This is a genomic window from Bacillus sp. FSL R5-0416 (genome assembly GCF_037975425.1).
Lineage (GTDB): Bacteria > Bacillota > Bacilli > Bacillales > Bacillaceae > Bacillus > Bacillus subtilis.
Map to the genome: position 1 here is coordinate 4,034,015 of NZ_CP150252.1, position 24,702 is coordinate 4,058,716.

Annotated in this window: 20 protein-coding genes and 3 pseudogenes; 1 reads left to right on the forward strand and 22 read right to left on the reverse strand. The window is 42.4% G+C overall.

What is annotated here, in order from left to right; translation table 11 throughout:
• Window positions 1–75: 75 nt before the first annotated feature.
• Together licT and NYE20_RS21275 are read right to left on the reverse strand one after the other, a co-directional pair.
• Window positions 76–909, reverse strand: coding sequence for a transcriptional antiterminator LicT (licT, locus tag NYE20_RS21270; RefSeq protein WP_003242598.1), 834 nt, complete (start codon window positions 907–909; stop codon window positions 76–78).
• 95 nt (window positions 910–1,004) lie between these two features.
• A complete protein-coding gene (locus tag NYE20_RS21275) occupies window positions 1,005–1,685 on the reverse strand; it encodes a hypothetical protein (protein ID WP_010886641.1) in 681 nt (226 codons plus the stop codon).
• Between the two features lie 206 nt (window positions 1,686–1,891).
• Here NYE20_RS21275 and NYE20_RS21280 point away from each other — a divergent pair, with 206 nt between their 5' ends.
• A complete protein-coding gene (locus tag NYE20_RS21280; RefSeq protein ID WP_082090422.1) occupies window positions 1,892–3,178 on the forward strand; it encodes an MFS transporter in 1,287 nt (428 codons plus the stop codon).
• An 18-nt stretch (window positions 3,179–3,196) separates the two neighbouring features.
• Here NYE20_RS21280 and dbpA read toward each other — a convergent pair whose 3' ends face one another.
• The 20 genes and pseudogenes from dbpA to NYE20_RS21380 all read right to left on the reverse strand — a co-directional run bounded on the left by dbpA (window position 3,197) and on the right by NYE20_RS21380 (window position 24,471).
• Window positions 3,197–4,636 (reverse strand): ATP-dependent RNA helicase DbpA, encoded by a 1,440-nt coding sequence (gene dbpA, locus NYE20_RS21285; RefSeq protein ID WP_161621109.1) that lies wholly within the window; start codon window positions 4,634–4,636, stop codon window positions 3,197–3,199.
• An 82-nt stretch (window positions 4,637–4,718) separates the two neighbouring features.
• A complete protein-coding gene (locus NYE20_RS21290; protein ID WP_095010522.1) occupies window positions 4,719–5,867 on the reverse strand; it encodes a GDSL-type esterase/lipase family protein in 1,149 nt (382 codons plus the stop codon).
• A 351-nt stretch (window positions 5,868–6,218) separates the two neighbouring features.
• Window positions 6,219–6,347: pseudogene (locus NYE20_RS21295) on the reverse strand (hypothetical protein); the annotation flags it as partial.
• Window positions 6,348–6,366: 19 nt separating this feature from the next.
• Complete coding sequence (locus NYE20_RS21300) at window positions 6,367–6,819, reverse strand: hypothetical protein (RefSeq protein WP_014481350.1); 453 nt, start codon at window positions 6,817–6,819, stop codon at window positions 6,367–6,369.
• Between the two features lie 15 nt (window positions 6,820–6,834).
• Window positions 6,835–7,131 carry a YxiJ family protein gene (locus NYE20_RS21305; protein WP_017697289.1) on the reverse strand — a complete coding sequence of 99 codons (297 nt, stop codon included), beginning with the start codon at window positions 7,129–7,131 and terminating at the stop codon, window positions 6,835–6,837.
• Between the two features lie 26 nt (window positions 7,132–7,157).
• Entirely contained in the window at window positions 7,158–7,646 is a 489-nt protein-coding gene (locus NYE20_RS21310; protein WP_072175328.1) for a DUF2716 domain-containing protein, read from the reverse strand.
• A gap of 17 nt (window positions 7,647–7,663) precedes the next feature.
• Window positions 7,664–8,116 carry a hypothetical protein gene (locus tag NYE20_RS21315; RefSeq protein ID WP_072175368.1) on the reverse strand — a complete coding sequence of 151 codons (453 nt, stop codon included), beginning with the start codon at window positions 8,114–8,116 and terminating at the stop codon, window positions 7,664–7,666.
• Window positions 8,117–8,188: 72 nt separating this feature from the next.
• Window positions 8,189–8,515, reverse strand: a pseudogene (locus NYE20_RS21320) (DNA-binding protein); the annotation flags it as partial.
• A 75-nt stretch (window positions 8,516–8,590) separates the two neighbouring features.
• On the reverse strand, window positions 8,591–8,977 hold the full coding sequence (locus tag NYE20_RS21325; protein ID WP_014481357.1) for a hypothetical protein: 387 nt from the start codon (window positions 8,975–8,977) through the stop codon (window positions 8,591–8,593).
• The gene (locus NYE20_RS21330; RefSeq protein ID WP_043940235.1) at window positions 8,978–9,457 is read right to left on the reverse strand and encodes a hypothetical protein; all 480 of its coding nucleotides are present in this window, start codon (window positions 9,455–9,457) and stop codon (window positions 8,978–8,980) included.
• A 182-nt stretch (window positions 9,458–9,639) separates the two neighbouring features.
• Window positions 9,640–16,671 (reverse strand): tRNA nuclease WapA, encoded by a 7,032-nt coding sequence (gene wapA / locus NYE20_RS21335; RefSeq protein ID WP_339184040.1) that lies wholly within the window; start codon window positions 16,669–16,671, stop codon window positions 9,640–9,642.
• 164 nt (window positions 16,672–16,835) lie between these two features.
• Window positions 16,836–17,771: a DMT family transporter gene (locus tag NYE20_RS21340; RefSeq protein ID WP_161621769.1), complete on the reverse strand. Its 936-nt coding sequence runs from the start codon at window positions 17,769–17,771 to the stop codon at window positions 16,836–16,838.
• A 151-nt stretch (window positions 17,772–17,922) separates the two neighbouring features.
• Window positions 17,923–18,369 carry a universal stress protein gene (locus NYE20_RS21345; RefSeq protein WP_003227162.1) on the reverse strand — a complete coding sequence of 149 codons (447 nt, stop codon included), beginning with the start codon at window positions 18,367–18,369 and terminating at the stop codon, window positions 17,923–17,925.
• A gap of 102 nt (window positions 18,370–18,471) precedes the next feature.
• Window positions 18,472–19,881 carry an aryl-phospho-beta-d-glucosidase gene (bglH, locus tag NYE20_RS21350; RefSeq protein ID WP_064671750.1) on the reverse strand — a complete coding sequence of 470 codons (1,410 nt, stop codon included), beginning with the start codon at window positions 19,879–19,881 and terminating at the stop codon, window positions 18,472–18,474.
• Between the two features lie 21 nt (window positions 19,882–19,902).
• Window positions 19,903–21,732: a PTS beta-glucoside transporter subunit IIABC gene (gene bglP, locus NYE20_RS21355; protein WP_064671749.1), complete on the reverse strand. Its 1,830-nt coding sequence runs from the start codon at window positions 21,730–21,732 to the stop codon at window positions 19,903–19,905.
• Between the two features lie 418 nt (window positions 21,733–22,150).
• A complete protein-coding gene (locus NYE20_RS21360; protein WP_015250873.1) occupies window positions 22,151–22,489 on the reverse strand; it encodes a hypothetical protein in 339 nt (112 codons plus the stop codon).
• A gap of 16 nt (window positions 22,490–22,505) precedes the next feature.
• Window positions 22,506–23,684 (reverse strand): annotated as a pseudogene (locus NYE20_RS21365) (polymorphic toxin type 50 domain-containing protein); the annotation flags it as partial.
• 40 nt (window positions 23,685–23,724) lie between these two features.
• On the reverse strand, window positions 23,725–23,931 hold the full coding sequence (locus tag NYE20_RS21370; protein ID WP_041850331.1) for a hypothetical protein: 207 nt from the start codon (window positions 23,929–23,931) through the stop codon (window positions 23,725–23,727).
• A complete protein-coding gene (locus NYE20_RS21375) occupies window positions 23,932–24,210 on the reverse strand; it encodes a DUF4176 domain-containing protein (RefSeq protein WP_041850330.1) in 279 nt (92 codons plus the stop codon).
• 12 nt (window positions 24,211–24,222) lie between these two features.
• Window positions 24,223–24,471 carry a hypothetical protein gene (locus NYE20_RS21380; RefSeq protein WP_041850329.1) on the reverse strand — a complete coding sequence of 83 codons (249 nt, stop codon included), beginning with the start codon at window positions 24,469–24,471 and terminating at the stop codon, window positions 24,223–24,225.
• Between the last annotated feature and the right edge of the window lie 231 nt (window positions 24,472–24,702).

The window sequence follows — 24,702 nt, forward strand, 5'->3', positions numbered from 1 at the left end:
GTAACAATCCTACCATTTTCATATGTGAATGTAAGAAAAAGTGAACACAAGGAAACAAAAATGTCAGCGCTCTCATTATGCTTGTTTAACTACCCTTTCTATGTGAATGGTTAAATACAGCAGCTCGTCACTTGTGAGCTTGTGCTCATACTCCCGCTCAATGTAGGTTTGGATTTTCTTCGTGCATTCATACGCGCGATGATACTTTTCTTTCACTGTATCCAGCAAAAAATCGTCCTGGCTTTCCATGTGAGTGCCGTTAAATAGACGCTGCGCGAAAAACTTTAAGTGGGTGACGAACCGATAATAGTGAAGCGATTCTTCGTTGAATTCAATCTTAAAATGGTATTTTACAATACTCAAAATCTCTTGCATGACTTTTGTAATGTTGATAATATTGGGCATCTCTTCATTCAGCTCGGCATTTACAATATGCAGAGCAATAAAGCCTGCTTCATCCTCTGGCAGAGACACACCAGTCTTGTTTTTTACCATAACCAACGCTTCTTTGCCGATCGCAAATTCGTCTTTGTAGAGCCGTTTTGTTTCCCACAGCAAGGCGTTTTTGATATCAAGCCCTTTCTGGTTGCGCTGGATGGCAAAGTTAATATGGTCGGTCAGCGACACATAGATGCTGTCGTTGAGCTTTTTGCCGAGCTGTAATTTTGCGTAGCTGATAATCTCTTCGGATACTTCCATACACTCGATCGGTATATCATACAAAAGGGTTTTGAACTTTTCTGATACATCCTTGTTATCGAGCGTGAACACTTTCTCAATGCGGGCTTCATCGACATCATCGCCGGACTTTTTCTGAAACGCGAGCCCCCTGCCCATGACGACCAATTCTTTCCCCTGTTCATTGACCACGCTGATCACATTATTGTTGATCACCTTCGCAATTTTCATGGCATGTCCCTCCAAATCTACTAAGAACAGACTATATCTTGATTGTACATTCTTTTTGTACTAGGTCAATATCATCAGGGAAAGACGGAAGCTGGTCAGTACAATTCACTCCGTACCTGCTGCCCGGGCTGTTTTTGAAGCAGCGCCTCCAGATGGCGTTCAAATGATGCCTTGTCAGCTTTCTGCTTTTTGACAATGCTGTTCATGATTTTAATGCTTTCAGCACTGTATTGTGTATATTGTTTTTTCAGCTGATCCAGCTGCTGTCTTGTCTTCTTCGCGTTTTTCGGTGTGACTTGGTTGATGAGTTTGATCATACTGTCTGCGGTCTCAAAAAAACCGGCTCTATTTTCTGTCAGCTGCTGAATTTCGATGCGGCTCATATCTTGATTACGCGTTTTTTGAAGCAAGGCAACCGCCTCGCTGTTTTGTTTTTTGAGCGATTTGTTCTCAAGCTTAATCGATTCGAGATTCTCCTTCGCAATGTCTGCTTCTTCTTCAGTCATGCTGATTCGCACGAAGTATTCTGGATTGCCGATTCCATAATCAAATGCTTCGCTCACTTGTATCATGGAACTGAACACAATGGCCAGCTGCCTGTCGCTTGCGAGGGCTTGGAAATCCTGCTTTTTCTTACTGCTCATCGGTTTGGCTGCGGTTTGTTTTACTGTCTTTTGATCACAGTCTGCGAACATCTGAGCCTCACCTTCACTTTCGCATGCGCTCATCACAAGAACTGTGACCAGCAGGCTTATACACAAGCCTATTCGCCTCATGCTCTGTCTCCTCTCTGCTGAATCCCTTCTGGAAAATACCATAAAATATAGTTAAATGGTACCAGATGCACCTAACCCCAGCAATAAATCAAAAGTATGATTTGAAGCGAAAAAACATAAATATTTTGTAAAAATTGACGTGCATTCCATTCTTTTCAGGCCCATTTCTCGTACAATAGAAGTATCGTTACCGGAGAGGGGCTCTGATGATGAAACGTTTTACGAAACAAGAAAACAGCTGGGTGTTATATGACTGGGCAAATTCAGCTTACTCAATTGTCGTGACCACCGCGGTATTTCCGTTATTTTATAAATCAGCAGCTGCGGAAAGCGGTGTCAGCGCCGCTCAATCGACTGCCTATCTGGGCTATACCATTGCGATTTCAACGTTTATTCTTGCGATGCTCGGCCCTATTTTAGGCACAATCGCCGACTATGAAGGGTGCAAGAAAAAGTTCTTCGGTTTCTTTGTGTCAGCCGGTGTCGCCAGCACCGCGATGCTCGCCTTTATCCCTAGTGAACATTGGCTGCTATTGTTGCTGTTTTATACGATATCGGCTATCGGTTTTTCCGGCGCCAATGTGTTTTATGATGCCTTTCTCGTTGACGTCACGACTGAGAAGCGGATGAATCTCGTCTCGGCACGGGGTTTTGGCTTAGGATACATTGGAAGCACGATTCCATTTATCATCAGCATTGCTGTCATCCTGCTCGCACAAGCAGAGACGATTCCGATGTCCGTATCTGCTGCAAGCCAGCTGTCCTTTTTCATAACGGCTGCCTGGTGGGGGCTGTTCACCATCCCAATGATTAAACATGTCCATCAACGCTATTACATCAAAAGAGAACCTCATATTGTCATCAACAGCTTTAAGCGGCTCGGCCAGACGATGAAACGGATCAGGCAATACCGGGCACTTTTCCTCTTTTTGCTCGCTTATTTCTTTTATATCGACGGAGTCGGCACGATTATTACGATGTCGACATCCTATGGATCAGACTTAGGGATCGGTTCCTCAAGCCTCCTGATCATCCTATTTGTCACCCAGGTGGTCGCTGCACCGTTTTCGATTGTATACGGAAAACTGGCAGAACGCTTCACGGGGAAGACCATGCTGTACGTCGGGATCGTCATTTATATGATCGTCTGCGTGTATGCCTATTTTATGAAGACAACGATTGATTTCTGGATACTGGCTATGCTTGTCGCCACCTCGCAGGGCGGTATTCAAGCCCTAAGCCGTTCCTATTTCGCCAAGCTTGTGCCAAAGCGCCACGCTAATGAATTCTTCGGTTTTTACAACATTTTTGGAAAATTCGCCTCAATTATGGGGCCGCTGCTCATTGCCGTTACCGCCCAGCTGACCGGGAAATCCTCGACTGCCGTGTTCAGCCTAATCATTTTGTTTGTGATTGGTATTGTGATTCTTGCCTTTGTTCCTGAGGAAACCAGCACAGATGTCAGCCAGCAGCAAAATGACCTGCCCCTTTAACTGGGAGCAGGTCATTCATCATTTATTCGCTTTATTCACCTTCAGATGTTTCCCTTTGACGGTTGTGTTCTTCATCACTTTGAGAACATGAGGGCCTTTACCATTTAAAATCTCAACGTATGAGGCGTTATCCATAATCGTGATGATGCCAATGTCATCAGCTGACACACCGTCAATTTTGGCAATCGTTCCTACAAAATCAACGGCTCTGATTTTCTTTTTCTTTCCGCCGTTAAAATACAGCTTCATAATGTCTTTATTCAGCTCTTCGCTTTTGTCTTTTTTGCTTTCCGGACGGTCATTCAGTTTAGCTAGAAATTCAGGTTTTTTCCTTGCTACTTCCTCTTGAGAAGGTGCTTCTATTTTTTGAATTTCAAATCCGATATATTCTTCAATGTCGGCTAAAAACCGTTTTTCGAAGGCCGCGACAAACGAAATGGCCTTTCCTTTGTTCCCTGCGCGTCCCGTTCGGCCTGTGCGGTGCACGTAGCTTTCCTTTTCAAGCGGCAGATCATAGTTGATGACAAGGGAGATATTTTCAATATCAATCCCGCGCGCGGCGACATCCGTCGCCACTAAGTAACGGTACTCGCCACGTTTAAATTCATTCATGACGTCGAATCGGTCTTCCTGAATCATTCCGCCGTGAATTTTATCGCATGGATATCCTAAGTCATCCAATTCATCGGTCAGCTGATTGACGTGCTCCTTCGTTCGGCAGAAAATGATGCAGCTGTCGGGATTCTCCGTCATCAGCACATCTTTCAGCAATGAAAACTTATTCTCTTCTCTTACTTGAATCACCGCATGTTCAATATTTCTTGTGGTTAGGCCGGCCGCTTTGACCTCGATATGCTCGGGGTTTTGCATATATTGACGGCTCAGCTTCTCGATATCCTGCGGAAGCGTCGCTGAAAACAGCATCGTCGTGCGCTCAGTCGGCAGATGCTTGATAATCGCCTCCACCTGCTCAATGAAGCCCATATTCAGCATCTCATCCGCTTCATCAATGACCAAATAAGAGAGACGATCCAACGGAAGCGTGCCTTTTTCGATATGATCCAGAACACGTCCCGGCGTGCCGACAACAATGTGGCTTTTTTGTTTAAGCTCAGCTTTTTGTTTATCAAAGGAGGATTTTCCAAATACGGCTGTCGCTTTGATCCGTTTAAATCGTCCGATGTTCGTGATATCTTCCTTTACTTGCACCGCGAGCTCACGGGTTGGAGTTAAAATAAGCGCCTGCGGCTTGTTTTCATCCCAATCCGCCAGCTCACAGAGAGGAATTCCGAACGAAGCCGTTTTCCCGCTTCCCGTCTGTGATTTGACGACAAGATCCTTTCGTTCAAGGGCAGCGGGGATCACGCTCTGCTGCACCTTGGTCGGTTCTCTATATCCCAGTCCTTCCAGTGCTCGTAAAATGTCATGACTGATTTGATAGTTTTTAAAATGACTCATGTATAAACTCCTGTCTCTTGCAGATGTTCTCATTATACTCTAATTGACGAAGGCGTATGTGTTTTGTCGAAAAAATGACGTGTTAAAAGCCATCGATTCCCTGGCGTTTTAGCTCTTGAACAGCCAATCGCGCCAGTGCGTCGGCCCCCGTGCGGTTCGGGTGCAGCGTATCTCCATCCATATAAAGCCCGAGTGTTCTTTCCGGACCGATCGATGTAAAGTATGCCGAGCTGAGGACATTTAAGTCAATGAGGTGTGTTTTTTCCTCTTCGGCCAAAGCTAAAATAGAAGCCCTGTACCATCTATTTACAGACGAATGGATGCCCTCAGAAGTAAAATCGGTCGCCCGGCCCTGGGGTGTTGATAGGATGACGTCCGCTCCTTTCGCTTTCACCTGACGAATCATATCACGCATCATCTCTTTAAATTCCGCTTCAGATTCATTATGCTTCGGATTTGTGTCATTAATGCCAAGCTGCAAGATAAAATAATCCCCCGGCTTGATGTACTTCAGGATCGCCTCAAGCTGTCCATCATTTCTGAACCCTCTCGCGATCTGCCCGCCAGACGCCATGTTTCTCACTTGAAAGGTATGTTTATCGATATAGTGAGGCAGCATCTGCCCCCAGCCCGCCTGCTTGCTGCTGTTGAGCGGATAATAATTGCACACCGTCGAGTCGCCTCCGATATAAATGGTTCGGTTCGTCACCGGCTGATCAGACAATTTCTTTATTTTCAAGGCGCTAAGCGTAAAAGCGGTGCCAGCTTTCCCCTCTGTCACCAGCAGATTCAGCTGCCCGTCGGTGACGGGAATTTGGAACGTATCCTCCGCGCCATCCCCTGTCATATTAATGACCTGAAACACGCCCTCCGCCGCCACACTGGCCCTTGCCGTATTGCCAAGCGTCACCTTCACCTCATAAAGGCCATTCGGGAGATCCACATTAAACGTGTTATTGCTTTTCGTCCCATACGCTAAAAACTGAACCGCATCACTCTTCACACCAGTCCCGGATGCCGCCACATCCCTCATATTCTCCGGTGTTTGAAAACCGTAGCCCTTTGACCGGTCATACCGATCAGACGCCCTGACACCAATATAACCAGGCTCCATCGAACCGCTTCCAAAGTCAAACTGATACACCTTCGGCTCCGCCGCCTTCACATTCTCAATCCCGCCAAAACACAGCATCAGCATCATCACAAAAACCGCTGCCATCCATTTTTTCATCAAGACTCCCCCTCTATGAAAACGCATACATTAATGCATACTCGGTGATTGTTTCTTTATGATGACTGAAGGGAGAAAAAAATGGCGTTGAGGAATAAAAATGAGGGGAGAGTCTCAAGAAGGGGAAAATTAGTGTGACTTCTTGTCACACTTGATCACATCCCAACCTCCGCAATAGAAGCTTATTTGGTTTTCTTCGTCATACACATAATAACGGAGTCTTTCCCATTGATCGTCAGTCGGTACAATCTCCAATGCAACAGAATCGATGGATTCAAGATCATCCAGCTTTGATGCACTAACGTCTTCAAACCGTAAATGAATGTCACAGGTTTGAGCTGATAGTTTTAATTCAAACACAGGAATATGTATATAACGATCATCTTCTTTCATATAGAACGAAAACTCGTTTAATGTAAATGGACCTGTATCCGCATCAGAAAGATGCTTTTTCAATTTCTCGTATTGTGTGATATTCAAACATGGATTCCTCCTCTTTTTAGTTACCGCCAACCATATAAATGTCAACAGCATCATATTCAAACCACATGATCCGTTCGCCTGAGTCTGTTAGGCATTGGAGCTTCCCATCGGAAAAATAGCTTTTATCCGGTTGAGGATCAGTGATCAGAAAAACATCGTCATTAATAGAAGCTAACAGAAAGAGAAAGCCTGCAATGTCCCGGTCTGCTTTCTGTAATACAGATTGAAAATGAAATTCTCGTTTCGCCAGCTTCGTCACCTTGTAAGCATAACCTTCAAAGTACTTGGATAGGTCTTCTATAAATGAACCAGTCGTTATCACCTGTATCATAATTCGCTCATAGGCAAGCCCTTGCCATACACGATAAAACGACTCTGCATCTTCAAGTTCACACGACATAACAATTTGGTCAGGCTTTAGATCGACCATATCTAAATTTCCGATACTGCTTATAGAGGTTATTTCCATAAAATCTTCCCCTTATCAGTTGGATAGCGCAACGCAAATCTCTTGTCTGACTTGTTCATACAAGAGAATGTGCTGATACAGATCTTTATCGTTTTTGATCATACCCGGAAGTATGTCAGGATAAAGCTCAAAAAAGCTTTTCTCCAACGTACGCCGCTGATGCCGGGGCATCCTTTTATTCGCCAGCACATAATCCAAACTGCCATCAACAAGCATAAAAAACTCATAGATTTCCGCTTCAAATTCGTACAGTTCATCAGGGTATGCCTTTTCTTCAAGCTCTTGCTGTCTTTTTCTCAGTTTTTCAAACATGCTGATCCCCTCCCTTCGCAACAATCTCATTTATCTTGAAACAAGATAGGCGGATCATGATCAATCGCCTCCAACAGCTCCTCACCAAACACTGTGATTGTACATTTCCACGGGTCTCCCAAAAGTCCCCAAGAGAAGTCCTGATGAAAGAAGAAATAATAGTCTCCGTTTGGAAATACCGGAACAGGCCATTCACCAAATTCATCCTGAGGCATTGTCTGATGAGGGCTAAAGATATATCCGACATGCTGCCAGTCTAATGCGTACATCACATCGTGTTTTCCAGTACATGATTGAAATGCTTTTAAAATCGAAGTCTCTAAATCATTCAGCACTCTGACCACATCATCATTACTGGCTTTACCGCTCATCCCGCTAGAAATATCAAACACTTGATATGGATCAGACGGGATGATGTGATGACATCTGCTTCCGGGTTTCCATTTTATGATCTTGTTCACTTCTGACCAGATGCGGTCTTGTTTTGTCTGACTTAAAGCGCGCCAATTCATCATAATCTCATCCCTACACCTTATTGGACATCCTGCTTATAAACACCAGATGAGGCCACTGCGTAAACAGCGTTACTTGTCAGTTTCAGCTGTTGAACGTCTAGGGCTTCACCGTTCGAGTCACAGCATGTTATCTCTTCCATCTCTTGACTCACATCGGCAGAAATCAAATAAAGAGACGACTCAAGCTCTTCACTGTAACAATTGAACGTCCCAACCAAAAAACCTTCTTCAGATATCGCAAGCTGATAAAATGCTTCTGAGTTCGGCTCTTTATCCGACAGAATCCATACCCGTCTCACGACCGTGTCGTCAAACGCGGCAATGACTGCATCTCCGTAATACAGCATATAAATCAAGCCGTTTTTTTCTGCAAGTCCATAACAATCATCTACAGCCGGCGCATCCATTTCTTCGAGCTTTCTATCAATGTGTATTTCCTTCTGCTGACCATCTAACGTAAAACACCACACACTATGGCCGTTGGGATTTTCATCATCATAAATGCCTTCATCATTTAAACCGACCCAAAGGTTTTGTTTCTCATCCAAAAGACAGCAGGAAACCCCTGAAGGCAAGTGAAAAGCACTTTTCACCCTTCCCTCTTCTGAAAAAACCTTTACCTTCGGCTCGTACGATTCGTAATAAACGAAGACATAGCCATCTGCACATTGTTGAAAGAGCAGGATATCACTGTATGAAATCTGCTCTTTCACTTTAAAAACCCGAATATCACCGGAAGGATCATAGATTGAGATGGTCACATCACCTTTCACACCTTTTCCAATGTAGACACGCCCCAGTGGATCAGCATGGAAAAAACAATCTTGGGTGTCCATGTTGATAATTTTATTCATTTTTAATTTTTTCATTTGTTATGCTCCTAGGTTTGAAATGGTGAGATAAGTCCTCTTACTCGTTTATTTACTTCATTATTACGATCACCTCTATGTTGAGGCATATATTTCAGTTGAATCAAAGAAAACCCTTTCAGTTTCAACTGCATAGACAGCTTGATTAATTCCAATCAAAACGTTTGCATTCGATTCATAATCTTCAATTAAAGGGTGATATAATGTTCCAATACCCTTCGGATAGTAAGAGAATGAATTCAAAATCCATTTTTCCCCATAAGCAACATCTTTTAAAGACGATTCCTTGCCGGCATAAAAAAATAATGATGATACATTCTTGAATAAAATACGATGCTGCTGCTTCTTTCCCTTCGTATCCATTTCTAAATAAAGAATAAATTCTTTTTTAAAGAACTGAAAATCTGTTTTTAATATGGTGAATTCCGAATCAATCAGATGCTTTTGTATTGGATTATTCACTTAAATCCTGCCTCCTTGAAAAAATTTCTTGATCCCAGCCACTATATTATTTTTTTGTTTTTTTTCAGTTTTTTCATAATCATTAAACGCTTGATATTCTTTAGAATCAAAGGATACACATTTAGATTCTATAGCAAGTAAAGTCCCGTTAATTTCTATAAGAAAATTAGCATTTAAGACTTGATTACCTAATATACCATTTTGTAGTTTTCCAATTCCTTCTTTGAAATAACTGATTTCTTCAAGGTACCAATTAGTATCAATGGGTATAGTTTTATCAAACTTGTTATGAACACTAAAATCGCAATAAATTCCACTTATATCCTTAAATGAAATTTCTTTTAAAGTGGCTTTTTCTTCTTCTTCATATAACTTAAGATAAAGAGTTAATCTATTCTCTAGGTATTCAAAATTAATATCGTACATAAAGCAATTAACATCGTGATTTATATAATCTATCCATTGCTCAATACTGTTCATGTTATAACATTCTCCTCACTTTAATTAAGTAAAATGTTTGTAAATGCAGATGGAAACTTAGACAAGATTCTTAAATAGAATCCACCTGAATAACCATCTGCATCTCTAACTATGTTAATTGCTATTATTAATCCCTAAATGATCTTTACATTTGATTTATAGATTTAATTATATTAATACTATTATCTTCTGTGTGACTTATTGCGCAAGCGTTTATTTATATTTCTATATGATGACCATCTTAACTTTATATGAGTCTCAGCAGGATTATTTGAGAAATGCCCTTTTGCATTTAAAGGACCTTTATTTCTAACTGACATTCTATAGTATGGTTTCTTTCGTTGACCAGAATTTTTCCCCATTAACCTTACTGTATGTTTTTTAGTAGTAACTACCCAACCTTTATTAGTTTTAGCCCTTTTAATCACACCTTTGTTTGCCTTTGCGACTTTTCTAGCATTCCAATACGTTTTAGATAATTTTCCAGCTTTAAATAGAGTACGCCCTACTCTTAGATAGTTTCCTCCGATTGCTCCGCCAGCAGCACCTAAGGCTACAGATCCAACTAATCTCCAACCTCTTGCTCCCTTTGCCTTGGCAGCTTTGTAAGAAGAGACTCCTCCAATTAAAGCACCTGCTACCATCCAAACCCAATGCCCATCCGGATCAACATTCATCACCGGGTTATTATTTCCATAAGCATACCCATTCTGATCCAATGAGTCGCCGTCGCTGCCCGGGTCTGGGTCGAGCGATAGGAACACGCCGTTTCTTGGCTCGTAGTAGCGGGCCATGAGGTAGTACAGGCCGGTTTCTTCGTCGTATTGGTAGCCTGCGTAGCGGTAACGGTTATCTTTCACTTCATCGCTTGCTTCGGTTTTTGTTGGATTTCCCCACGCATCGTATTGATATTTTGCAACCGTTTTTCCGGTGCTGTCTGAGATCGCGATGATGTCGCCGTGAGCGTTGTAGTGATAGAAATATTTCTTACCATTTTCTGTGTAGGATAACAGCTGGCCGCTGTCTCCGTACGTGTATGATTTTGTGACGTTGTTGTCCGCGTCTGTTTCATACAAGACGTTCAAGCTGTCTCCGTCGTAGAAGTAGTTCGTGACTTTTCCGTTGACGGTTTTTTGGATTCTGTTTCCTTTTTCGTCATACTTATATGTTGCGAATGGCTTGTCTTCGCCTTTTTTGGTAACGGCGGTCAGGTTATCTTCTGCATCCCACGTATATGTGAATTTGCCGTCGGATGTGCGGTTGCCGTTTTTATCGTAAGAGATGCTTTCATCATTGACTTTTGTCAGCTGGTTCATGATGTTGAAGGAAGCGTTCACCGTTTTGCTTGAGCCGTCTTTTACAGTTGTAACGGTTTTCCGGTTCCCGAATCCATCATATGTGTATTCAATGACAGTACCGTCTTCATGGGTTTCTTTGACAAGCTGATTCAGCTTCCCATACTCATATTGCACCTTGCCGCTTGCTGAGCTGTTTATCGTTGTGCGATTGCCGTTGGCATCATATTCATAGCTTTCCGTCAGAATGTTTCCGCCGTTTTTGTCACCGATATGCAGCGAGCTTACAAGGTTTCTTTCGTCATATGAAAAACTTGTTCCGCCGCCGTTGCCCGTAATAAAGGTTTGGACGTTGCCATTTTCATCATAATCAAATGAATATGAAGATGTACTGTCTTTCATCTCAATCATTTGATCCAGCTTGTTATACGTAAATTGATTCGTTCCTTTTTGGTCCCCATGGCTCCACGAGAAGGTTTTCAGCTTATCGGAGTCACTAGGATATGTCCAAGTTTGGCTGCCGCCGCGGTCTGTCAATTCGGTTAAACGGTTTTTGTTGTCAAATGTCCGTTTCTTTGTGGTGTTCTGCTCTTTATTGACGACCGACGTTTCATTTCCATTTTTGTCATACGTGAAATTGTACTTTTCTGTACCGTTATACGACTTTGATTTCACCCGGTCTGTTCCATCATAAGAAAGAGACACTTCGTTGCCATTCGGTGAAATGGTTTTGGTCAGGTTGCTGTTGGCATCATATTCGCTTGCTAACACATTGCCCAGAGGATCAGTTGTTTTGACAAGCTTGCCCATCACATCATATTCGTATTTATAGGTTTGATCTGCTCCCGCCCGGATGGTTTTGCTTACCTCATTGCCTTCCTTATCATAGCTGTGAAGGATAGACGTGCCGTTAGAGAGCGTCATGTTTGTCAATTGGTCTGCCTGATCATACGTATAGGTTGTTTTTTCACCTTTTGCATCTGTTTCAGACGTTTTCTTACCAGTTTCATCGTAATCAGTTGAAGTAGAGTATCCTAGTTCATCTTCTTCCTTGGTCACATAGTTACCATTACTGTCATACGTGCTTTTTGTTAGAAGGCTTCCTTCAATCAAACGGATATCATCAAACCAGACTGTGCCTGTCGCACTCTTTTGGAACAGAATACTGATATCGACTTTATTGATCGGCTTTGTTTTAGGGATGACGACAGCTGCTCGGTTCCATTCCTGTGTTCCAGAAGGGAATTTCGCATTGTAGACGCCTGTGCTGCCGTCAGCGTAAGTGACATTCGCCTGCAGAGAATAGTCTTTTTCATCTGTAAATTTGACGCTGCTTGCTTTCGACATTCCTGTCAGTGTGAGATAAACCGGTTTGTCATTTGCGCTTTGCCCTAAGACAACGGTTTGTTTTGTTACTGATCCGGCTTGGGACGCACTGGTCCGGGCAGCTTTTAATGATACATCATCATTAAAGCCTTCTTCAGAATCAACGGATGCCCCGCTTACATTCCAGTTTTCCGTTGCTGATGTGAAGCTGCTGTTTTGAACTGGGTTATAGCTTGATGATACTTCGCCTTTTTCCAGCTGGACTTCATCAAACCATGCTTTTCCTTTGCCATCTTTATCTTTATGATCGACTTCCATATACACAACGGCTTTTCCTGCATTCGCTGGAGTCGTAAAAGTGATTTGCCGTTTTGTCCAGTCATTTTTTCCGGCTAATGCACTGTATTCATTGTGAATCCATTGAATTCGTTTTTGATCTTTGTCTCGCAGATCAATGTTAAAGTAGGCTCTTGATTTCGCTAGATCCGTTTTGATTTTCCCGCTTAATGTATAGGTTGTATTCGGCTCCAGTTCAACTGTTTGAGTCGCTGAGGAATACCCGTGATCGGTTCCTGCAGACGTTGATTGGCTCAAGACTTCCAATGCCTTTGATCCAGAAAGAACTCCGCTTTTATCGGCGATGACTGAAATTTTGCCGCTGTCTTTAGAGGCAGTCAGATTCCAGCCGGATTTTTGCGCTTCAAAGCTTCCATCTTTCAAAATATTAGTTGAAGCTGATAAATCTTTGCTGGATTGAATCTGATTTCCGTATTTATCATAAACGGCTGCTGACGATGATTTTCCGCTCTGATCGGTTTCGGATACAGCATCCAGTCCGTCATAAGCAATATCCGTGACATTGCCCTCGGTATCCTTCATTTTTGTGACATCGTTGTTTTTGTTATATTCGTATGTCTCAGTTCCATATGCGTCTTTAACCGACGTAACGTTGCCATCTTTGTCATATTGATAGCTTTCCGTTGCTTTTCCGGTGCCCACGTCGTTTGGATCGACATCTTCTACGACATTGTTGCCTTCATATTTTGTATTCGTTGTAATTTTTAGCCCTTCAGCATCATCAATGACCTGAATCGGATTTCCCGCTTCATTATAGCCATACTGTACCTTCCGGCCATTTGGCTGTGTCATGAGAAGTGTCTTTTTATCAGCATCATAGCTGTAGACATATGTTTCTTTTTTAGCGTTGATCGCTTTTTCGAGACGGTGTCCGCTATACTGATATTCGGTAAAGACAGGCTTTGCTTCGGTACTGTTGGCTGAATACTGTTTGACAAGGCGTCCTTCGCCATCATAGTCATAGCTTGTAACAGTCCCGTCTGTATCTGTAACCTTCTTCAGCAAATCATTCTCATATGAGTAGGTGACTTTCTTATTCTTAGGTCCTGTGATGGAAGTCACATGGCCGTTTTCATCATAGGTAAATGTAAGCTTGCGGCCTGATGCATCTGTAATGGCGGTCAGTTGATTTTTGTCATTGTAAGTATAGACAGTTGCATTGTTGTGGCCATCCACTACTTTTTGGAGTTTGCCGCCTTTTTTATTGAAATAAGCATTGGTTTGATCCTTTGTTTTTAATATGAACTGATCAGCTGTTTCTGTTAATTCAAGATATACACCGGTCGGCGGCTGATACGTGCCATCGGCTTTTTTCGTGAATCGATGTGTCGTAGCGTCTTCATCGATATACATTGCCCCGCCATCCGTTGAGATGACAGATGTTTCTGCATCAGCATACCAGCCTTGTCCAAATAAGTGATCAGAGCTGTCAAGACTGTTGTAGGTTCTCGATAAGCCAAGTCCCGGACCGCGTCCGTCAATTGACAAATCTTCTTCATTCACAATGACATTGCCTGTCGCACCATTTAACTGGCCGCTTGGGATATCAATGATAGACCAGTATTCTTCTGTCCCAAGGAATTCTGCGCCTTCATGGAACGTTGGGTTAAAGGGCGCCGTTGGAATCGTTTCACCATTCGCATCATAGGCGACAAGCGTGAAAGAATAATTCTTCTTCCCTTTGTAATTCCCATTTGCATTGTTATAGACAGGTGATGGATCGAGGGCTAATTCCCCGCCTTTTCCATCTGTATGAAGCTTATAGCTTCCGGCTTTGATTTCCTCAGAAGTCGGCCAAATGTTTTTATTTTGGGTTGTCCAATGATCCGCGTCACCCACATCAAAGGACTGATATTCCTTACCGTTGTAAATGTTAACTTTATAGCCTTTCGCATTTTGAACCTTTTCCCATATCAAATTCACATAACCCGTTTGACTCGATTTTGTATTTGTATACAAATAGCCAGTTACATTCTTTGGCCTAGCGATATCAGGAAGTGCCGGGTTAGCAGCCGGGGATGCAATGGCTTCGCCGTCTTTGTTGTATGCGATAATTTTAAACGAGTAATTTTTTTTGGCTCCATCTCCCCCGGCGTTTTTATAGGTTGGTCCGGGATTGATCGGCAGCTCTGCTCCGCTTCCGTCCTTTAGGTGAAGAGCATATTTTCCCGCCTTGATTTCTGCACTTGTCGGCCAGATCTTTTTCCCTTTTGTGGTCCAAGACGTCTGATTTCCGAGATCAAGTGTCTCAAAGCCTTTCCCATTGAACACCTGAACCTTATAGCCGGTTGCACCGGATACAGCTTTCCAAGAAAGGTCGAAGTATCCTGTGGCATTCCCATTATTGTAGCCCTTTGCAGACGGTGCTTGTGCTTTTCCTACATTAGGGATAACGGGCTTTGCCGGTGCGGACATCGCTCCTTCACCTTGGTCAAATATCGCACTGACGCCAATCCAATAGTTTTTGCTTGTAGCATAGCTTCCGCCGGAATTCTTATAGACCGGGGATGGATCTAATGCCAATTCAGCTCCATCCTTGCCGTCCAGATGCAGTTTATATCTCTTGGAGGCAATTTCTGCGCTCGTAGGCCAGATTTTTTTACCTTTTGTGCTCCACGACGTGACGTTGCCTGCAGAAATCGCTTGATATTCCTTACCATTGTAAATCCATACTTTATATCCTTTTGCGCCTTCAACCTTTTTCCAGCTGATATCGAAATAACCAGTGGAATCGCCGTTGTGATAGGCTTTGATTGTAGGTGTGTTTCCCTTTGGAATGGTATACGTCACTTCAATATATGGTTTATTGGCGGAGTTCGCTGAAGAAATTAGTTTTTTCCAATATTCCTTGCCGTTTCCGTTTGTATGAAGCTTAAATCCATAGTTGGCCCCGCCGGAGTTCCATGACTTTACAGCAGCGGTCACATCATAACTCGCCCACTGTCCTTTATGGACGTCGGCTTTTCCGATATTTTTAGATGCCGGTTTGGTGTTCCATGTCACTTTTGCATTATCATAATTGCTGTTGACCGTATCCAGCCAAAGCCCGGTTGCCTTTGTTCCATAATAGGAATGGGCTACGTATGTTTTTAATGTCGCTTTAGTGACAGTCATATTTTGAATTGGCTTTAGGTTGTTAAATTTCATGAACGCATAGTTTGTGCCTGTTGTTTTGTCATAATAGCCCGTTTTCAGTACATAGGCCTTTAAATTAGCATCCCATTTTTGTGAGGAGGCCGAATAGTTCGTCGTCGGGTAGGCACTCATGACAAACGTATCCGATGAAACAGATAAAGAAGTTGACGGGTCGATAGATACTGGATATACGCGTTCTGGGTCTTTCAGCCAGTTCTCGTCAGCCGTAAGATGAAGCAAATACCCTTCTTCATTCTTTTCCAGCTTATAGCTGACTTTGTCTGACCGTTCAACCTCGCCGGAAAGCTCATCTAGTTTTGAATCCGTCATAAAAGGCTTAGGCACAGAAAAAACAACTTTTCCTTTTTCATCAGAAAAATCAATGGATCCATCCTCTTGTTCTTTAGCCTGCAAATCGGTTTTTAACTGAAATGTAAATGTGTTGTATCCATTATACTGATGAAGGACTAAATCTTCTTTTATGTTTTCATTGAATGTGAAAGTCTGAAGAGCAATATTCGGAAAAACATCCGGATACACAATCTCATTACTGTCAGTCTTATAATCTGCTGAGGTATCTTTCGGAGTAAGTGAAGTTTTATTCGGGCCTTTCGCTTCTACAAGTGAATATGTAACCTTATGGTCATTATGCTCAAAAGTCGCGTAAAGCCCGTTCTTCATTTGCTTTTGAAAATCTGAATTCAAAATGGCGTTCTCTGTCTCGACTTGTTTGCTTGTCGACTCTTTTAACTCAGGAGAAATGTCTTCCCAGTCGGCATCAGGTGTTTCCTTTGTATGAATAGGATCAAGATATACTTCCTGTTTATAGACACCGTCACCTTCATAATAGAGTTTTGTATTTTCTGTTCTTTCAGAGGTGATCTCACCCTCTTTGTTTATATCTTTTGGATCAAAAGGTACAGCTTCCTCAGTTTGTTCTTTCTGAAGAGTTTCTTCTGGATCATCGGCAGCAATACGATTTCCATTCTCTTCTTCTGTGGTTTTTGCTAGTACATCGGCTGGCACTAATGAAATGATTAAAGCCAACACTAAAAATGCTGCTATGAACCTTTTAAAGTTTCGCCTCTTTCTTTTTTTCATTTTCTCTCTCCTTTTGTAATAAAAGTAATATTCACTCAATAATCTTAACTAGACTGAAATATTATTACAATATTTTTCTAGAAAATTTATCTTATTTTAAGGATTAACGAGAGTCTATTGACCTAAAATAAAAAAAGGCCGCATAGGCCTTTTTACATTTTCCATTATTGCATTTGTTCAATATCCGTACCCTCAGCTGTCACATTCGCCTTCCCCTGCCTCCTGACAAGCGTCAAGGCCATGCCCGCAAAGATCAGCACGATGCCAAGCGTTTGATAGAGGTCAGGGCGGAAGCCTGTGAAGACGGTATCGAGCACGATCGCGACAGCGGGGTCGAGAAATACAATGATTGAAATAAATTTCGTTGATAAAAATCGTAAACTGTCAAAAAACAACAAATATACAATACCCGTATGGATGATGCCGGTAGATACCACCATAATCCAGTTTCCCTGAGATAGGTCAGCAAAAGCGCCAAAGCGAATAAACGGAATCAGGATGATAACCCCTAAACCCGTCTGCAAGAAGGTGGTCGTGTAAGGACTGAGATTGTGAATGCCTTTTCCCAATAAAGTGGTGAACGCATAAAACAGTGCGGCGAGAACTGCCCATATGATCCCTGATCCCATCAGCTGTGTCAATGAAGTGCTGCCGTTAATCCCGGAAATCAGCGCAGTTCCCAGAAAGCAGATGATAATGGAGCTGAAGGAGATCACATTTAATTTCTCTCTGTAGAGGAAGCTCCCCAGAAGAAGAACAAGCACCGGCGCTAGATGATAAACGGAGATGGCAATTGTAACGGACGTTTCTTCAAAAGACTTAAATAAAAACACCCAGTTGAATACAAGAAAGAAACCGCACGCCAATGTTTGCAGCACGTCTCTCTTACTCCATTTTTCAGTTTTATACTGGCCGGACGCCAGCCAGCAAAGGCCTAAAAACAGCGTCGCGCAAAGGCAGCGGACAAAGACCAATTCAAATGACGGCAGATTGGTATGCTCTGAGAAAAAGCCGATGGAGCCGAAAATCACCATAGAGATGACCATTTTGATTACGGCTGTTGATTTTTGTTTTGACGATATGGAAAGATCCTGTTGCATCAAACGTATTCTACCTCCAATACTGCATAGCATAAACTGTTTTTTGTGAATTCAGAAATCTACACATAGAATTCCTCTTTTTTACATGTAGATATTATAACACTTCTATTCTAAATAAAAAAAAGCGCCCTTGGGCGCTTTTTTTACAAATCTATCGAACAATCAAAACCGGGCATGTTGATAATTGAGACACTTTATGGCTGACGCTTCCAAGCATCATTTCTTTCAGGCCGCTGATGCCACGGCTGCCGACTACGATCAGGCTGACGCCTTTCTCTTTTGCGTGATTTAGTATCTCATGCGCCGGCTCGCCATTCGCGTAAATGGTTTCAGCTTGAACGCCTTTTTCGGCTGCTTTTTCTTTTGCATTTTCAAGGATTTTCAGGCCCTCTTTTTTAACCTCGTTCCTGATTTCATCAATAAAGTGTTCAGGCACATAGACAATTCCCGTCAGAGAAGAAGTCGTGACGACGGCTTCTCTCCCCACATGAAGAATGCTTAGTTCCGCTTGCTGCTCTTTTGCCAAATGCACTGCGGCATCAAGCGCTTTTGCACTCATGTCTGATCCGTCAATCGCAACTAACATTTTGTTAAACATGCTCTTCCCGCCTTTCGGACTGTGGGTGGTTCATCTTTCTCTTTTATTGTCCGTCTGCATTTCGTTATTGTCAATTGAAGCGCATGAGTTTTCAAAAATTTGTCAGAGACTCTCTCCGTTTGTGGCGATAACCTGCTGATACCAGTTGAAGCTTTTTTTCTTGATGCGGTTAAATGTTCCATTTCCTTCATTGTCCCTGTCCACATAAATGAAACCGTAGCGTTTTTTCATTTCCGCAGTAGATGCACTGACAAGGTCAATTGGCCCCCATGATGTGTATCCGATTAATTCAACGCCGTCCGCAATGGCTTCGCGCGCTTCAAATAAATGATCACGCAGATAGTTGATTCTGTAATCGTCCTGAATCGTGCCGTCCTCTTCAACCTTGTCTACAGCGCCAAGGCCATTTTCAACAATGAACAGCGGCTTCTGATAACGGTCGTATAAGGTGTTGAGCGTGATGCGCAAGCCTTTCGGATCAATTTGCCAGCCCCATTCTGATGATTTGAGGTAAGGGTTTTTGACGCCGCCCAGCAGGTTGCCCCCTGATTTTGCAAGCTCTTCCGGATCTGTGCTCGCCGCCATCGACATGTAGTAGCTGAATCCAATATAATCCACAGTATGTTCTTTCATGAGCTCTTCATCGCCTTCAGCCATTTCAATTTCAATATTGTTTTCTGCCAGATAGCGTTTCATATATCCCGGGTATGCGCCTCTTGCCTGAACATCTGAGAAGAAAAGTGTTTTGCGCTCATTCTCCATTGCCGCGAAGACATCCTCCGGCTTAGAAGTCATCGGATAGGTTGTCGTTGCCGCTATCATACAGCCGATTTTCGAATCAGGAATGATGTCGTGGCCCGCTTTGACAGCAAGAGCACTGGCCACAAATTGGTGGTGTGCCGCCTGGTACATCGCGTTTAATTTGTTTTCTCCTTCTTCAAAGACAAGACCGCCTCCGGTAAACGGCGCATGGAGCACCACGTTAATTTCATTGAACGTCATCCAATACTTCACTTTGTGTTGATAGCGTTTAAAAACCGTTTTGGCATAGCGTTCATAAAACTCTATGACTTTGCGATTCTTCCAGCCGCCATAATTTTTCACTAAACCGAGCGGCATTTCATAATGAGAGATGGTTACGACAGGCTCAATATGATGCTTTAACAGCTCATCAAACAGATCATCATAAAATCTGAGGCCGTCTTCATTGGGCTCCTCTTCATCGCCATTCGGAAAAATTCTCGTCCACGCAATCGATGTGCGGAACGCCTTAAATCCCATTTCTGCAAATAAGGCGATATCCTCTTTATAACGATGATAAAAGTCAATCCCGTTGTGATACAGATTCAAGGAAGTCATTGATTCATCAAATGGAGACATGATCCCGTTCGGCGATACGTCAGCTGTCGAAAGCCCCTTACCACCCTCGTTATAAGCACCCTCCACTTGGTTGGCAGCAACTGCGCCGCCCCATAAAAATCCTTCTGGAAATCGTTTTGCATTTGAACTCATATTGATCACCCCATCAGTTTTTTAAGATAAAGCAAGCAGCGCTTCTTTTGGCTGCACTTTACCGATCTCTTTCACCGGCGAAAACGAATATTGGTCTGTGTTGGTCACAATCACCGGGGTAATGACGTCATATCCCGCGGCTTTGATTTGCTCCAGATCAAAGGACACGAGCGGATCTCCCGGTGCGACCTTGTCGCCTTCTTTGACGTGAGCCGTGAACCATTGTCCCTCCAGCTTTACCGTGTCCAATCCAATGTGTATGAGTATTTCAGCTCCCTGATCACTCGTAATGCCAATTGCGTGTTTTGTTTTAAAAACGGTGGTAACGCTTCCACGAACAGGCGACACAACTTCTCCTTCTTCAGGCTCAATGGCAAATCCTTTTCCCATGATCCCGGCAGAAAACACTCCGTCTTTGACTTCACTTAAGGCTTTCACTTCTCCCTTAATCGGGCTGTGAATGATCTCTCTGCTGCCCTCATGCACTGCCGGCTGCTGGCTGCCGTCAGAAGGCACATCCTCGAATCCAAGCAAATACGCAGCTGCTGTTCCCGCCGCAAACGCAATCACAAGGCCGATCATCGCGTAAATAAACGTTGGGCCGATAAAGACAGGGATGCTCGGGAGACCTGCATTCCCCCCGACGATATAGGAAGCAACACCCGTCATGCCGTAAAACGCGCCACCGGCTGCACCGCCAATCAAAGCGGCCGCAAACGGCTTTTTCAATCGCATATTCACGCCGTACATCGCAGGTTCTGTAATCCCCATCAGCGCCGTGATGCTTGTGGTAAGCGCAAGTGATTTAAATTTTTTGTTTCTGGAGCGAAGGAAGACGGCAAATGATGCTCCCGCCTGCCCCATATTCGCCAAAAACATAGCCGGCAGTAAATAATCGTGGCCGTTTTGAGCGATGTTGTTGATCATGATCGGCACAAAGGCATAGTGCATGCCCGTCATAATGATTAAAGAGAATGTACCCGCCAGCAAAATCATCGCCACAAGCCCTGCATGATCAAACAAATAATTGACCCCAGAAGACAAGTATTCTCCTAAAATAGCGCCAAGCGGACCGACTGTAATCAATGTCAGCGGCACGACAATCAATAGCGTGAATGTCGGAACCACAATCAATTTGAGAGATGCGTGTGTAAAACGGTCAATCCATTTTTCTACGTACGAAGCAATCCAAATCGCCAGCAAAATCGGGATGACCGTTGACGAATAAGTGGCAGCGGTTACAGGAAGCCCGATAAAGGAAATCGGTTTCCCCGCACCGAGCAGGGCTGTCAAATCCGGATGCAGGATCGCCGCCGCAATGGCAGCCGCGACGTACGGGTTGCTTCCGAATTTTCTCGCCGCACTCATCGCTAGCAGGAGCGGCAGGAAGTAGAACGCGCCGTCACCGACAGCCGTCAAAATGACATGAACCTGGCTCTTCTCCGCCATCCAGCCAAACGTAACTGCCAGCGCAACAAGCCCTTTGATCATCCCCGCTCCCGCAATCGCAGGCAGAATCGGGGTAAACACACCAGAAATCACATCAAAGACCGCACTCAGCACATTCTTTTTCTGAGAGGATGAACCAGCGCTCTTTTCATCACTGAGATTGCTGTGCCGCACAATCGCCTGATACACCTTCGGCACATCGTTTCCGATAATGATTTGAAACTGCTCGCCGCTGATATTGGTGCCCATCACTCCAGGCAACTGCTCCAGCTGACTGCGATCCGCCTTCGCGTTGTCATGAAGATTAAAACGCAGCCTCGTCATGCAGTGGATCACGCGCTGAACGTTGTCTTCACCGCCTACGAGTTGTAATATGTCCTTCGATAATTTATCATAATCCATGTGTATACCTCCTTTTTATGGGGGACTGCTGGATGAAAGGTGGCCGCCTTTCACCAGCTTTTTTTCTATCAAATGCTGCATCACCTCCTAAAAGAGAATAAAAAAAACCTAAATGACACAGATTGCGAGAGTCTCCTCCTGCACCTGCACCATTTAGGTTTTGCCTGCTTTCGCAGTAACAATCCTGACGGGTCGTTTTGTTTGTAGGTATACTTTAGCACTAGATTCGAGGGATGTCAACGCTTTCATTTTTGGGTTTTGACTAAAGGGAATACTTATTGAGGACTGTTTTGTTATAGAGGGAAGCCATTTTGTATATTTTGTTTTATTTTTCCGAAAATACTATCAAATATATCAGCTGACTTAATATAAAAGTAAAAAACCTTGAAAGGCAATTTAGCCCATCAAGGTATATGTTTTATTTTTGACTATCCCTTTTCCATATACTTTCTCCGTCAGTTAAAAAAACTGCACTTGGCGGATCATCATAAAGTGAAATTTCAACTAATGAACCTTTCTTTTGTATTAACCAATTATATAAACTACTTTCTTCACTAGTAGGATGAGCTAAAATATCATTTACTTGAAATGTAACTGCATAATATTCGATAAAATTCACATCATCGTCATCCAACCCATTGTCTGTTTCAAAGAGTGTGTCTGGTTCACCAATAATCTTTAATCCACTATCCCACTCTATTATCAAGTCACTATCTTTATACTCTTTTAACGCTTTTATTAAAGGATCATATTCCATGTATATCCTCCTCTTATTACTTCTTTAATGGTTCTGAAGGCACTATATGCGCTCCGTCTTTTCCGTAATGAATCATTCCTCTAGTAGTTTCAATGTATTCACCAGTATCACGATCATAGTATTTTCCAATTGGTTTACCAAAGTCTACTCTTTCTTTTTTACCGTTTGGTAGTAGTTGACCTTTTCCTGCAAACTTATCAAGCAATTCCTGTGCTGTTTTATTATCACCATAGAAAATACTCTTGTTTTTACCATTTGCTATTTCTTGTTTGTAATTTGGCGTATTAGGAATATGTTTCTCTTGAGCACCTGGCTTTACTTTAACTGGGAATCCATGTACTTCTCTGTAAAGTCCTTTAGGTACTGACTTCTTTCCATAAGAAGGTACACCATTACCCGTATCCTTAGCAACGTTTTTAACTTCCGAGGCCTTCTTAGCCTTTTTCCCATCATTAATAAGTTTATTAATATCTATTAACTTTTCTAACTTAGCTATTTTGGCAAATGGTACTGAGTTTATGGAGGCAACAACACGGTCTTTCCCTGTGACTTTTTCGCCTGATACCGGATCTCTGCCCGTGGCTGCCTTAAAAAGATCATACACGCCGGTAAGTTCTACAGCTGTCTCTAAAATTTTCACATATCCATTCTCATCCACTTTAATGTCCGAAAGCGAGACGACAGGTTCAAGCTTCATGTCATTACCAGATATGTATACATTGTAAAGTGTATCATTATAAACGACTTGCTTAACCTCTGCATTTGAGAAATCAGTTTTTATATGTTCTCTATGTTCACTCGTATTATACACTTTACCATTGATAACGATGATATTTTTACTTACCTTTTTAGAATCACCCGTTTTGACAACTGAATCCACTTTAGACTTTTCATTCTCGGCTAATTTCTTCAGCATCATCTCCATCGGAGAATCATCCGCCTGCTTCATTTGCGGGTTAATCGCGCCGAAGGTTTGGTTGATGTTTTCTTCCTCCTGCGATTTCAGGATGGAGCCGCTTTTGTAGCCTGTGATTTCAATTTTCGGACCGGTGTACATGGTTTCAAGCTGGTCTATATATTTTTTCATCGTTTGAAAATCTGATTTTGCGGTTTCTAGTGCTTGGGTTTGCTGGCCGTCAAATTGAAAGAGCTTATTCAGGGTGTCTGAAATCAGTCGCTCAGCCTGTTCTGTTTTATAAAAAAACTCCAAAGACACTTCTTTGGAGGGGCAAAATTTATTTTCTATTGAGCATTTTATTTGTTACTATATAACCTAACACTAAACAAAAAATTATCATAATTAATCCAATTGCATACATTATTAATTTCTCTTTAATTGAAAATCCCTCTATTAATAAAATAGCAAGAGTCCATGTAAAAAGTAAAAATAGGGAGAAAAAAAACATGATTTTTTTTCTGAATTTCTTCCAGAATTCCTCCATCTATTTTTCCTCCTCTATAATTTCATTTAACTTATCTCTTAACAATTGGTCTTCATTATCAGTATATCCCTCATAAATTACCTTTTCTATCATTTCTTCATCAAAGAACACATTGAAGTTTTCACTAATGTTCCCTTCTGGATATGGGACTGCGACATAATCAAATTCCTTTCCACTGGAAGACTGTATCTGATGTCTACCGAAAACCATTACAAGTTTTTTCATATTTTTTAACTTTACTATAGTTCCTATTGGAAACCAATTTCTAATCCGACTCATTTCTATATACTCCTAAGGATTATTTTTTTTTAACTTTTTAAGCAGTATTTTTTTTCTAAAGATATAAATTCCTAATGGAAACAAAAAGAAAAATACACCATATGTAAAACCGGCAATAACATATAACTCTATATCGTTAACTTGATTTGTATTTGCTAACCAAATTGTCATTATGGTAAGAAATATACCAGCTATAGGGAAAACAATCTGCATTATCAATAATGCTTCATTTATTTTTCTTAATAAAAAGTCTTCATTCATCTTCCTTATCCTCATCCTCTATACCTGCCTTAAATGAAATTCCAACTCCATCAGCTATATAAACTTCAAAACCCTCGTTAGCCGAAGCGCCTAATCCTAAACTTCCTATAGAAAACCCTACACCGATGTACGGATTTTTATTTTCTATTCCAAACCATTCTTCTAAAGGCTCATAACCAAACCAATTTAGAGGGGACGCAGTTACTCCTACTTCAGATACGCTAGCCGATC